This is a genomic window from Caballeronia concitans (assembly GCF_001544615.1).
GTDB lineage: Bacteria > Pseudomonadota > Gammaproteobacteria > Burkholderiales > Burkholderiaceae > Caballeronia > Caballeronia concitans.
Genome location: NZ_FCNV02000001.1, coordinates 54,630 through 67,516, shown reverse-complemented (window position 1 = coordinate 67,516; position 12,887 = coordinate 54,630). Strand labels below are relative to the sequence as shown.

The window sequence follows — 12,887 nt, the reverse complement described above, 5'->3', positions numbered from 1 at the left end:
TAACGATGTCAAAACGCCTCAACCGAGTATATCTCGCGGCCGGTTACGCCCTTGCAGCCGCGACGCTCGTCGCATGCGGAACCGCGACGGCCGTGCCTCCCGACGCCGACTTTTCCCCGTCCTCCGACGACCGCATTTTCATGCAACTGCGCGAGGCATCGCGTGCGAACGACGCGGGCCGCGCCGCGCAACTCGCCTCGCAGATTCCGAATTATCCGGCGCCGGGCTATATCGAATATTTCACGATCAAGCCGCAACTCTTCGATGCGCAAGGCCACGCACGCCCCGACGCGCCCGATGCGCCCGTGCTCTCGTTCCTGCAGCGCTACGACGGCCAGGCCATCGCGGATCGCATGCGCAACGACTATCTCGTGGTGCTCGGCGGCCGTCACGACTGGAAGAACTTCGAGCAGCAATATGCCCGTTTCGTGCTGAACGACGACACGCAGGTCAAGTGCTATGCGCTCGAAGCACGCATGTCGCGCGGCGAGAATGTGGCGGAGGCATCGCGCGCGCTGCTCGTCGATCCGAAATGGTACGGCGACGGCTGCGTCGATCTGATCGGCGCGCTGGCGGAGTCCGCCCAGTTCACGAGCGACGACATTTGGCAGCAGATCCGCCTCGCCTACGAACAGAACTACACGACGACCGGCGCGAATATCGTCGAAGCGCTCGGCCAGGAACAGCCGAAGCCCGAGCTGCTCGATAACGCCGTCAACAAGCCGCCGCTTTATCTCGCGCGCGGCGTCATGCCGAACACGCCGGCGCATCAGCTGACGCTGCTCGCCGTCACGCGCCTCGCGCGCAACGATCCGGCGATGGCCGCGGCCACGTTCAGTTCCGTCGCGCCGGGCCTGACGCCCGCCGAACGCGCGATCGGCTGGGGGACCATCGGCTATCAGGCGGCGTTGAAGCGCATGCCGGCGGCGGCGGACTGGTATCGGCTGTCGGCGAATGCGCAGTTGTCGAACCCCGCGTACGAATGGCGCACGCGCAGCGCGCTGCTCGCGGGCGACTGGAACATGGTGCGCTGGTCCATCGAACAGATGCCGCCGACGCTGCGCAGCCAGCCTTCGTGGACATACTGGCACGCGCGCGCCGTGAAGCAGGCCGGCGACACGGCCACGGCGAATCAGGAATTCCAGAGCATCGCGGATCAATACAACTTCTACGGCCAGCTCGCGCTGGAAGAACTCGGGCAGAAGATCACGGTGCCGCCGCGCACGACCGTGTCCGACGCCGAGATCGCGCAGATGCAGTCGGTGCCGGGCTTCTCGCTGTCGCAGCGTTTCTATGCGCTCAACATGCGGCTGGAAGGCAATCGCGAATGGAACTGGCCGCTTCGTACGATGACGGACCGTCAACTGCTCGCCGCCGCGCAGTATGCAAAGCGCATCGAACTGTTCGACCGCACCGTCAATACCGCCGACAAGACCAAGAGCGAGCACGACTTTTCGCTGCGCTATCTCTCGCCGTTCCGCGATATCGTCGAGCGCGATGCGCAGACCACCGGGCTCGATATCGAATGGGCGTACGGGCTGATCCGCCAGGAATCGCGCTTCATCATCAATGCGCGTTCGGAAGTCGGCGCGGGCGGCCTCATGCAACTGATGCCCGGCACGGCGCAACTCGTGGCGAAAAAGATCGGTCTCGGGACGGTGTCGCGCGCGCAGATGAACGACATCAACACGAACATCCTGCTCGGCACGAATTACCTGTCGATGATCTACAATCAATTCGACAACTCGCCCGTGCTCGCCACCGCTGGCTACAACGCCGGTCCCGGCCGGCCGAAACAATGGCGGCAGGATTTGCGCGCGCCGGTCGAGGGCGCGGTTTTTGCTGAAACCATTCCGTTTTCCGAGACGCGCGATTACGTGAAGAACGTGCTGTCGAACACCGTGTATTACGCAGCGCTGTTCGAAGGACGTCCGCAATCGCTGAAGGCGCGGCTGGGTTATATCGCGCCGTAAGCGCATACACACGACGCCGCGCGTTTCCATGATTTCGGACACGCGCGGCGGCTCGTCTTCGCATCTGCTTTCAAGCCCCGCATTCGTCAGCCGCAACCGGCAAGCCGCCACATCCAAGAGGCGAACATGCGACATCAAAACGTAGCGCTCATCGGCGGCTCCGGCTTCATCGGCAGCCATCTCGTCAACGCGCTCGTCGATCTCGGCAAGAACGTTCGGATCGCGACGCGGCGGCGCGTGAACGCGGCGCATCTGACGCTGCTTCCCGTCGATGTCATCGAAACCGATGTGCACGATCCCATCAAGCTCGCCGCGTTCATCGCGGAAGCGGATGCGGTGATCAACCTCGTAGGCGTGCTGCAGGGAAGCCGCGGCGACCCGTACGGCCCGGAGTTCGCGCGGGCGCACGTCGAGTTGCCGCGCAAGATCGCGGCTGCGTGCGAGGCGAAGGGCGTGCGGCGGCTGATCCACATGAGCGCGATCGGCGCCGATCCCGACGGCCCGAGCATGTATCTGCGCTCGAAGGGCGATGGCGAGAAGCACATCCGCGAGTCGGGTCTCGACTGGACGATTTTCCGCAGCTCCGTCGTGTTCGGCCCCGAGGACAACCTGCTCAACCAGTTCGCGTTCCTTCAACGCATTTTCCCGGTGATCCCGCTCGCCTGCGCGGATGCGCAGTTCCAGCCCGTTTTCGTCGGCGATGTCGCGAAGGCCATCGTCAACGTGCTGGATCTCGATGCCGCCAACGGCATGACCTACGAACTCGCGGGACCGGGCGTCTATACGCTCGCGGAACTCGTGCGCTTCGCGGGCGCGACGATCGGGCGGCGGGCGCGCATCGTCAAGCTGCCGGAGAGCCTCGGCCGCCTTCAGGCGATGACGCTTGAAATGGCGCCGGGCGAACCGATGATGTCGCGCGACAATCTCGATTCGATGAAGACGCCGAGCATCGCGAGCGGCCCGCTTGCGCCGGAACTGGATATCGGCGAGCCGGCGAGCATCGAGGCCATCGCACCGCTGTATCTCACCGGCAATACGCCACGCTCGCGCTTCAATACCTTCCGCGCCACGGCGCACCGTTGATCCTCTATCGCATGAAACTCGTTATCGGTGACAAGAATTCTTCCTCCTGGTCGATGCGTCCGTGGGTGCTGCTCAGGCACTTCGGCATTGCGTTCGACGAGACGCTGATCCGCCTCGGCCAGCCCGACACGAAAGCGAAGATTCTCGACGTGACGCCGTCCGGCAAGGTGCCGTGCCTCGTCACCGATGCGGGCGACGCCGTGTGGGAATCGCTCGCGATCATGGAGACGCTCGCGGAACTTCATCCGCAACACGCGATGTGGCCGCGCGACGCCGCCGCCCGCGCGCGCGCACGGAGCATCAGCGCGGAGATGCACGCGGGCTTCGCGGACCTGCGCCAGAACATGCCGATGCAGATTGCGACGCATGCGCCGGGCATCGGCGCGACGCCGGCGGCGCTGTTCGACATTGCGCGCATCGACGCGATATGGACCGACTGTCTCGCGCAATCGGACGGGCCGTTTCTGTTCGGCGATTTCTGCATCGCGGACGCGATGTATGCGCCTGTCGTCATGCGCTTCAACTCGTATGAGCCGGCGTTGAGCGAGACATCGCGCGCGTATGCGAACCGGATGACGCAACTGCCGGCGGTGACTGCGTGGATCGACGATGCCCGCAAGGAAAGCGCGCGATGAATATCTACGCGGTAGGCGGCGCGATCCGCGACGAGTTGCTCGGCATGCCGGTGGTGGACCGCGATTACGTGGTCGTGGGCGCGACGCCCGAGCAGATGGTGGCGCAGGGGTATCGGCCGGTGGGAAAGGATTTTCCGGTGTTCCTGCATCCGCAGACGCACGAGGAATACGCGCTCGCGCGCACGGAGCGCAAGACGGCGGCGGGCTATCACGGCTTCCAGTTCTATTATTCGCCGGACGTGACGCTCGAAGAGGATCTGGCGCGGCGCGATCTCACGATCAACGCGATGGCGCGCGAGGTGAATCCGGCGGGCGAGCTGACGGGTCCGGTGATCGATCCGTACGACGGCCAGTCCGATCTCGCGAACAGGTTGTTCCGGCATGTGGGCGATGCGTTCATCGAGGATCCGGTGCGCATTCTTCGGCTGGCGCGATTCGCGGCGCGTTTTGCGGATTTTCGCGTCGCGTCGGAGACCGAGGCGTTGATGAAGAAGATGGTCGAAGCGGGCGAGGTCGATGCGCTCGTGCCCGAGCGTGTGTGGCAGGAAGTATCGCGCGGGCTGATGGAGAAGAAGCCGTCGCGCATGTTCGAGGTGTTGCGTGGCTGCGGCGCGCTGGCGCGGATTCTTCCCGAGGTGGATGCGTTGTGGGGCGTGCCGCAGCGTGCCGATTACCATCCGGAAGTGGATACGGGCGTGCACGTGATGATGGTGCTCGACTATGCGGCGTCGCAGGGTTTCGCGTTGCCGGTGCGGTTCGCGGCGCTGACGCACGATCTCGGCAAGGCGACGACGCCGGACGATGTTTTGCCGCGGCATATCGGGCATGAGGGGCGAAGTCTGGATTTGCTCAAGCCTTTGTCTGAGCGGTTGCGCGTGCCGAACGAGTGTCGCGATCTGGCGATGCTCGTCGCGCGTGAGCATGGGAATATTCATCGCGTGATGGATATGAGCGCGGCGGCGCTCGTGCGCTTGTTCGAACGATCCGATGCGTTGCGTAAGCCGGCGCGGTTTGCGGAGGCGTTGCAGGCCTGTCTGGCGGATATACGCGGGCGGCTCGGGCTCGAGGAGCAGCCTTATCCGCAGGCTGAGCGGTTACGGGTTGCACTCGTTGCTGCACGTTCAGTCGATGCGGGGGCTGTTGCACAGCGGTTTGCTTCTCAGCCTTCTCGCATCAAGGATGCTGTACATGAGGCACGGGTTGCGGCCGTGCACGACGCTGTTTTTGGTGCTTCTTAATCTTTCTGTTTCTTCGTTTCTTCGTTTATTCGCGTCGGTCTATTAGCTCGCCCCTCCCCGGGGCGGGGGTCACTTTCTTTGCTGCTGCAAAGAAAGTAACCAAAGAAAGCAGCTTTTTCGCCCGCAGTCAGTTTTGACGGAGCACTCCGTAGAACGACGTTGGCACTCAGCTTGAATCAACCTTGAATTACCTTCCACGCCCGCTGAGCGCCACCCCATGCGAGCCCCCGGGCTCGTCAACACCATCGGGCACTGCCGCACACGTAGAAATAAAAACCGCACACGATAGCCACAAGCACAAACGCAAACCACGAACTGCAAACTACAACTACAAGCCACGCGCAGATCACCCACGAGTAGGGTTTAGCGGTGGCGAGTGACTGTCTTTGAAGTTTGCGCTGTCGCGCGGCGCGTCACGTACCGACGGTGTTGTCGAGCCCGGGGGCTCGCATGGGGTGGCGCTCAGCGGGCGCGGAAGGTGATTCAGGGCTGTGTCAAGCTGAGTGCCAATCTGGTTCTACGGAGTGATCACGCAGTCAGTGCTTCGGGCCCGAAAAGCTGCTTTCTTTGGTTACTTTCTTTGCAGCAGCAAAGAAAGTGACCCCTGCCCCGGGGAGGGGCGTGCTAATAGACCGACGCGAACAAACGAAGAAAAACGAAGAAAAAGAAAAAACTCAAAGCGCCCGCGCAATAAACGAAAGCAAAAGCGAGAGCAAAACCGTCGACATAAAAGGAAAAGAATATTCCCGTCCGAATATGCGGACAGTGAAATCCCCGGGTAACCGTCCGATGCCGATCTTCCTAAGCCACGGCCAGCAGGCCGAAAGCACCATGAGTGCAACAAACGTAGTGAGCAGCCAGCGGATCATGATCGCAAACTCAAAGCGTATGAGAACGGTCGCCCGACATGAACGCATCGACCGTACCGGAAATACCGCGCGAAAACGCGATCACCTTGAACAGCTCGCCCATCTCCGCTTCGGATAAAAGCTTCTGCACCGCATTCGCCGCAGGCAAAAATCGCTTCACATCGCTCGGATCGATATCGCTCAAAACATCAGTGACGCCGGCATTCATCAGAAACCGCGCCTGCGATGTAAAACCGAGCAAATCCGCGCCCGTTTCCACCCCCGCCTCGGCGATGCCCGTAAATTCCACGTGCGCCGTAATGTCCTGCAACCCAGGATACAAAAACGGATCCGCATGCGCCCGATGCCGGTAATGACACATCAACGTCCCGCCCGCGCGCTGCGCATGATAAAACTCGCGGCGCGGAAATCCATAATCGATAAAGAACGCCGCGCCCCGCACGAGCATCGTGCAAACCGTCTTGGTGAACGCCAGCGCCGCTTCGTGCGTCTCGGTGACATATTCGGCAAACGGCTCGTCGTTGGTTTCGTCGATGGCGGCATCGATCTGTTCGATCTGCGCATCTACCGCGACCGGCCGGTCCGCGAACGCGAAACCCTCGCCTTCAGCCACCACGCCACGCTCATGCCACGCGCCCAGCTTGCGCACCACGAGCCGCACCGGCATCGCGTCCAGCACCTCGTTGCCGATCACCACGCCTTCGAACGCGTCCGGCAACGCATCGATCCATTCCACCTTCGCGGCGAGCGTCGGCGCCTGCGCCATCAGCGTCGCGCGCTGACGATCGCGCAATTCGCCCGACAGATCGACGATCTCGTAACTTTCGATCTCCACGTCCAGCTCGGCAAGCGCCGTCAAAAGCCCCGCCGCGAGCTTGCCCGTGCCCGCGCCGAACTCCATCACGCGGCGCGTGCCGCTCTCGCGCAACGCCTGCTCCACCGGCCGCGCCAGCGTCTTCGCGAACAACGGCGACAATTCCGGCGCGGTCACGAAGTCGCTGCCGTCTTCCGCGCGACGGCCGAATTTCATCGCCCCGCCGCTGTAGTAGCCGAGGCCGGGCGCGTACAGTGCAAGGTCCATGTATCGGTCGAACGGCAACCAGCCGCCCGCCGCCGCGATGCGCTCGCGGATCAACTGCGTCAGCGCCTCGGACTGCGCGAGCGCGTCGGCGCCCGGAGCAGGTAAACTATCGGATTGTCGAGCTTTCGGATTCATCCCAGTATTGTAAATGAGCGCTTCCTCGCCGTTCTCTCCCGCAAAATCGTCTGAATCCGCGTCCGCGGAGACGCGCGCGCGCGCCGTTCTCGTGACCGGCGCCGGAAAGCGCATCGGGCGAGGCATCGCGCTGGAATTCGCGCGCCAGGGATGGAACGTCGCCGTGCACTACGGCCACTCGGAGCGCGAGGCGCACGAAACCGTCGCGCAGATCGAAGCGCTCGGCCGCCGCGCGGTCGCGCTCAAAGCCGATCTCGCCGATGAAACCGAAACCGCGCGGCTCGTGCCCGCGTGCGTCGAAGCATTCGGCGCGCTTCAATGCGTGGTGAACTGCGCCTCGCGTTTCGACGAAGACACCGCCACGAATTTCACCTACGCAAAGCTCATGCAGATGGCCGCGGTGAACGTCGCCGCGCCGCTCACGCTCGCGCGCAAGCTGCACGAAGCGACGCCGGAAGCCGCCGCGACCGACGACGCCCGGCGCGGCGTCGTCATCAACGTGCTCGACCAGAAGCTGTACAACATGAACCCGGACTACCTGTCCTACACGCTGACCAAAGCCGCGCTCGACAACGCCACCGTCGCGCTCGCGCAGGCGCTCGCGCCGAAGCTGCGTGTGGTCGGGCTGGCGCCGGGATTGACGCTGGTGTCGGCGTGGCAGACGCCCGCGTCGTTCGAAGAGGCGCATCGCGTGACGCCGCTCGGGCGCGCATCGACCGTGGACGATCTCGCGCAGGCCGCGTGCTATCTGGCGAACGCGCACGGCGTGACGGGCACGACGCTCGTCGTCGATGGCGGCCAGCATCTCGTGCCGAGCACGCGCGACGTGATGTACCTGATCGGCGCGCGAAAGCCTTAACCTTGGAAACACACCCATGCTTGCCGCTCTTTCGCATCCCCGGCTCACCGATTGCCGGCGGCTTTTTCTGCGCAACTACGAAGTGCGCATCAACATCGGCGTGCACGACTTCGAAAAGCGCGGCGAGCAGCGCGTCGTGATCAACGTCGAACTGTTCGTGCCGCTCGCGCTGTCCACGCCCGTCGCGGACAAGCTCGCCGAAGTCGTCGATTACGACTTCATGCGCTCGACCATCGCCGAACGCGTGAAGCGCGGCCACATCCATTTGCAGGAAACGCTTTGCGACGATGTCGCCGCCGCGCTGCTCGCGCATCCGAACGTGCGGGCGGTCGCCGTATCGACGGAAAAGCCCGACGTCTATCCGGACTGCGACGCGGTGGGCGTCGAAGTCTTCCGCATCAAAGAGGAACGAGCATGAACGCGCGTGAAGCCATTCAAAACGTCGAAGAAGAAAAGCCCGCGCGCGAGGCGCTGACCCGGCGCCAGCAGAAGGAAGCGTACGAGAACAACAAGCTGTTCAAGCGGCTCGCGCGCCAGGTCGGCCAGGCGGTCGGCGACTTCAACATGATCGAAGAGGGCGACAAGGTCATGGTGTGCCTGTCCGGCGGCAAGGACAGCTACGCGATGCTCGAGATTCTCATGCGCCTGCGCGAACGCGCGCCGATCGACTTCGAGATCGTCGCCGTCAATCTCGATCAGAAACAGCCCGGCTTTCCGGAACACGTGCTGCCGGAATATCTGTCGAAGCTCGATATTCCGTTCCACATCGAAAATCAGGACACGTACAGCATCGTCAAGCGGCTGGTGCCGGAAGGCAAGACCACGTGCTCGCTGTGCTCGCGCCTGCGTCGCGGCATTCTGTATCGCGTGGCGGGCGAGCTGGGCGCGACGAAGATCGCGCTCGGGCATCATCGCGACGACATCCTTCAGACGCTGCTGCTCAACATGTTCTACGGCGGCAAGCTGAAGGGCATGCCGCCCAAGCTGCAATCCGACGACGGCAAGAACGTCGTGATCCGTCCGCTCGCGTACGTGAAGGAAACGGATCTGGAAAAGTACGCCGAACTGCGCGAATTCCCGATCATTCCGTGCAATCTGTGCGGCAGCCAGCCGAACCTGAAGCGCGCGGAAATGAAGGCGCTGATCCGCGAATGGGACAAGCGTTTCCCGGGGCGCGTGGAAAACATGTTCAACGCGCTGTCGAACGTGGTGCCGTCGCATCTGATGGATACCGCGCTTTTCCCGTTCGCCGGCCTGCGCGCGACCGGCGAGGCCGACCCGCAGGGCGATATCGCGTTCGACGAAGAACCGTGCGCGAGCGAACCGTCAGGCACGCCGAACGCTATTTCAATTGTCCAGTTCGACGACCTGTAAGACCTTCTCCAGCAGGCCCCGGCGCGCTTTTTCGCACGCCGTTTCGGCCATGTTCGCGTGCTATATTGGCCCGACCTTAAACCTGGCTTCCATCTGCAAGAACCCGCGATGAATATCGTCATTCTGGCTGCCGGCATGGGCAAGCGCATGCGCTCCGCCCTGCCGAAAGTGCTCCATCCCCTGGCGGGCCGGCCGCTCCTCGCGCATGTCATCGACACGGCGCGCACGCTGTCGCCCACGCGCCTCGTCGTCGTCGTCGGACACGGCGCGGAAAAAGTGCGCGATGCCGTCGGCGCGCCCGACGTGCAGTTCGCCGTGCAGGACAAACAACTCGGCACCGGACACGCCGTGCAGCAGGCGCTGCCGCTGCTCGATCCGTCCGTGCCCACGCTCGTGCTGTACGGCGACGTGCCGCTCACGCGCGCGAGCACATTGAAGCGTCTGCTCGACGCGGCGGGCACCGAACGCTACGGCGTGCTCACGGTGACCGTGGACGATCCGACCGGCTACGGCCGCATCGTGCGCGACGCGAACGGCGCGGTGCGGAAGATCGTCGAGCAGAAGGATGCGAGCGACGAAGAACGGCGCATCGCGGAAATCAACACGGGCATCGTCGTATCGCCGACGCGCACGCTCGAAGCGTGGCTCGCGTCGCTCAAGAACGACAACGCGCAAGGCGAGTTCTATCTGACCGATGTCGTCGAACGCGCGATCGAAGCGGGCGTCGAGGTCGTGACCGCGCAGCCCGACGCCGAATGGGAAACGCTCGGCGTGAACAGCAAGGTGCAGCTCGCGGAACTGGAGCGCGTGCATCAGCGCAATGTGGCGTACGCGCTGCTCGATGCGGGCGTCACGCTCGCCGATCCCGCGCGCATCGACGTGCGCGGCACGCTGGAATGCGGCGCGGACGTGTCGATCGACGTGAACTGCGTGTTCGAAGGCCGCGTGACGCTCGCGGACAACGTGAGCATCGGGCCGAACTGCGTGATCCGCGATGCGTCGATCGGCGCGGGCACGCGCGTCGATGCGTACACGCATATCGAAGGCGGCACGACGGGCGCGAAGGTCGTGCTCGGCCCGTACGCGCGGCTACGTCCGGGCGCGGTGCTCGGCGACGAAGCGCACGTCGGCAATTTCGTCGAAGTGAAGAACGCGGTCATGGGCCACGGCGCGAAGGCGAACCACCTGAGCTATATCGGCGATTCCGATATCGGCGCGCGCGTGAACGTGGGCGCGGGCACCATCACCTGTAATTACGATGGCGCGAACAAGCATCGCACGGTGATCGAGGACGACGTGTTCATCGGCTCCGATACGCAACTCGTCGCGCCGGTGCGCGTGGCGCGCGGCGTGACGATTGCGGCGGGCACGACGGTGTGGAAGGACGTCGGTGAGGGCGAGCTGGTGCTGAACGAGAAGCGCCAGGTCAGCAAGACGGGCTACGTTCGCCCGACCAAGAAGAAGGTTTGAAGCGCGCTGGGCCGTGCTGAACGCGCGGCCTTTCGATAGGTGCGTCTGATTCGGATATCAAAGGATAACGCCATGTGCGGAATTGTCGGCGCGGTAGCGCAACGTAACATCGTCCCGGTGCTCGTCGAAGGTTTGCGGCGGCTGGAATATCGCGGCTACGACTCGTGCGGCGTCGCCGTGCTGAGTCATGGCGAGCCGCGCCGCGCGCGCAGCGTCGCGCGGGTGTCGGATCTCGACGCGCAAGTGAAGGAATCGAGCCTTGCCGGCATGACGGGCATCGCGCACACGCGATGGGCCACGCACGGCGCGCCCGTCACCGACAACGCGCATCCCATCTTTTCGCGCGATACGGTCGCGCTCGTGCACAACGGCATCATCGAGAACTACGAGTCGCTGCGCACGATGCTGCGCGACAAGGGCTACGAGTTCGTGTCGCAGACGGACACCGAGGTCATCGCGCATCTGATTCACAGCATGTATCGCGGCGATCTGTTCCAGACCGTGCGCGAAGCCGTCAAGCTGCTGCACGGCGCATATGCGATCGCGGTCATTCATAAGGATCAGCCGCATACGGTGGTGGGCGCGCGCCAGGGTTCGCCGCTCGTCGTGGGCGTGGGCGAGGGCGAAAACTTCCTCGCATCCGATGCCCTCGCGCTCGCCGGCAGCACCGATCGCTTCGCGTTCCTCGAAGAGGGCGATGTCGTCGAAATCGCGCTGGACGGCGTGAAGATCGTGGATCGTCAGGGCTTGCCCGCCGAGCGCGAAGTGCGCGTGGTGGCGGCGTACGGCGGCGCGGTGGAACTCGGGCCGTATCGTCATTTCATGCAGAAGGAAATCTTCGAGCAGCCGCGCGCGATCACCGACACGATTCCGCAAGGCGATGAATTCACCGCCAACCTCTTCGGCGAGAACGCGAAGGACGTGTTCGCGGACATCGACAGCCTGCTGATTCTCGCGTGCGGCACGAGCTATTACTCGGGGCTGACGGCGAAGTATTGGCTCGAATCCATCGCGAAGATTCCGACGCAGGTGGAAATTGCGAGCGAGTATCGGTATCGCGAGTCGGTGCCGAATCCGAAGGCGCTGGTCGTCGTCATTTCGCAGTCGGGCGAAACCGCCGATACGCTCGCCGCGCTGAAGCACGCGCAATCGCTCGGTCACGCGCACACGCTCGCCGTGTGCAACGTCGCGACGAGCGCGATGGTGCGTCAGACGGAACTCGCGTTCCTGACGCATGCGGGAACGGAGATCGGCGTGGCATCGACGAAGGCGTTCACGACGCAGCTCGTCGGCCTGTTCGTGCTGGCGGTGACGCTGGCGAAATTGCGCGGCCGCGTCGATGCGAAGCAGGAAGCGGCGTATCTCGGTCAGTTGCGTCACTTGCCGGCGGCGTTGAATAGCGTGCTGGCGCTGGAGCCGCAGATCATCGCGTGGTCCGAAGAGTTCGCGCGCAAGGAGAATGCGCTGTTCCTCGGGCGCGGGCTGCATTATCCGATCGCGCTCGAAGGCGCGCTGAAGCTCAAGGAGATTTCGTATATCCACGCGGAGGCGTATCCGGCGGGCGAACTAAAGCATGGGCCGCTTGCCCTTGTGACGGAGGCGATGCCGGTCGTCACCGTCGCGCCGAACGATACGCTGCTGGAGAAGCTGAAGTCGAACATGCAGGAAGTGCGGGCGCGCGGCGGCGAACTGTATGTGTTCGCGGATGCGGATACCCGCATCGTCAGCGAAGACGGCATTCATGTGATCCGGATGCCGGAGCACTACGGGGCGTTGTCGCCGATTCTGCACGTGGTGCCGCTGCAGTTGCTCGCGTATCACACGGCGTGCGCGCGCGGGACGGATGTCGATAAGCCGCGGAATCTGGCTAAGTCGGTGACGGTGGAGTGAGGAGGAGGAGGGACTGCCGTTTTTGTTGTTGTTTGTGACCGCCTCATACCATCACTTATCGTTTTCGGGAGTTTTACCTGAAGCGGACGGAGCATGTCTTAAGCAACTGTCCAAACTGCAGCAATTTGCGGTCGGCTATATGAGCGGCCGCAAGCTGCACGCTTCATTGAACCAACGCTTAGGAAAGAAAGTCCCGACAGAGTCTGCGATAGCATCAGCGATCAGAGTCGCGATCAAGTCTAGAAAGCATCGTATAGCGGCACGCTGTCCGGCAAGCCTT

At 63.5% G+C, this 12,887-nt stretch carries 11 protein-coding genes; 9 read left to right on the top strand and 2 right to left on the bottom strand.

Translation table 11 applies throughout. The features are described from left to right. The first annotated feature begins 5 nt into the window (after positions 1-5). The 4 genes from AWB72_RS00320 (at position 6) to AWB72_RS00305 (ending at position 4,929) form a co-directional block, all read left to right on the top strand. Positions 6-1,973 (top strand): lytic transglycosylase domain-containing protein, encoded by a 1,968-nt coding sequence (locus tag AWB72_RS00320; protein WP_040048533.1) that lies wholly within the window; start codon positions 6-8, stop codon positions 1,971-1,973. Between the two features lie 126 nt (positions 1,974-2,099). Continuing rightward, positions 2,100-3,056 carry a complex I NDUFA9 subunit family protein gene (locus tag AWB72_RS00315; protein WP_040048532.1) on the top strand — a complete coding sequence of 319 codons (957 nt, stop codon included), beginning with the start codon at positions 2,100-2,102 and terminating at the stop codon, positions 3,054-3,056. Positions 3,057-3,067: 11 nt separating this feature from the next. After that, the gene (locus tag AWB72_RS00310) at positions 3,068-3,691 is read left to right on the top strand and encodes a glutathione S-transferase family protein (protein ID WP_040048603.1); all 624 of its coding nucleotides are present in this window, start codon (positions 3,068-3,070) and stop codon (positions 3,689-3,691) included. Continuing rightward, positions 3,688-4,929, top strand: coding sequence for a multifunctional CCA addition/repair protein (locus AWB72_RS00305; protein WP_087127754.1), 1,242 nt, complete (start codon positions 3,688-3,690; stop codon positions 4,927-4,929). Before AWB72_RS00310 ends, AWB72_RS00305 begins: the two co-directional genes overlap by 4 nt. A 674-nt stretch (positions 4,930-5,603) precedes the next feature. Here AWB72_RS00305 and AWB72_RS00300 read toward each other — a convergent pair. Continuing rightward, entirely contained in the window at positions 5,604-5,798 is a 195-nt protein-coding gene (locus AWB72_RS00300) for a DUF2905 domain-containing protein (RefSeq protein ID WP_040050900.1), read from the bottom strand. Positions 5,799-5,808: 10 nt separating this feature from the next. Beyond that, on the bottom strand, positions 5,809-7,014 hold the full coding sequence (locus AWB72_RS00295; RefSeq protein WP_040050899.1) for a class I SAM-dependent methyltransferase: 1,206 nt from the start codon (positions 7,012-7,014) through the stop codon (positions 5,809-5,811). A 13-nt stretch (positions 7,015-7,027) separates the two neighbouring features. Here AWB72_RS00295 and AWB72_RS00290 point away from each other — a divergent pair, with 13 nt between their 5' ends. The 5 genes from AWB72_RS00290 to glmS all read left to right on the top strand — a co-directional run bounded on the left by AWB72_RS00290 (position 7,028) and on the right by glmS (position 12,607). Further along, positions 7,028-7,873 (top strand): SDR family oxidoreductase, encoded by an 846-nt coding sequence (locus tag AWB72_RS00290; protein ID WP_040050898.1) that lies wholly within the window; start codon positions 7,028-7,030, stop codon positions 7,871-7,873. 16 nt (positions 7,874-7,889) lie between these two features. Further along, entirely contained in the window at positions 7,890-8,291 is a 402-nt protein-coding gene (locus AWB72_RS00285) for a dihydroneopterin aldolase (protein WP_035962310.1), read from the top strand. Next, positions 8,288-9,247: a tRNA 2-thiocytidine(32) synthetase TtcA gene (ttcA, locus tag AWB72_RS00280; RefSeq protein WP_040050897.1), complete on the top strand. Its 960-nt coding sequence runs from the start codon at positions 8,288-8,290 to the stop codon at positions 9,245-9,247. The genes AWB72_RS00285 and ttcA overlap by 4 nt, the downstream gene beginning before the upstream one ends. 108 nt (positions 9,248-9,355) lie before the next feature. After that, positions 9,356-10,717 carry a bifunctional UDP-N-acetylglucosamine diphosphorylase/glucosamine-1-phosphate N-acetyltransferase GlmU gene (gene glmU, locus AWB72_RS00275; protein ID WP_040050896.1) on the top strand — a complete coding sequence of 454 codons (1,362 nt, stop codon included), beginning with the start codon at positions 9,356-9,358 and terminating at the stop codon, positions 10,715-10,717. Between the two features lie 72 nt (positions 10,718-10,789). Further along, entirely contained in the window at positions 10,790-12,607 is a 1,818-nt protein-coding gene (glmS, locus tag AWB72_RS00270; RefSeq protein ID WP_040050895.1) for a glutamine--fructose-6-phosphate transaminase (isomerizing), read from the top strand. Positions 12,608-12,887: the final 280 nt, after the last annotated feature.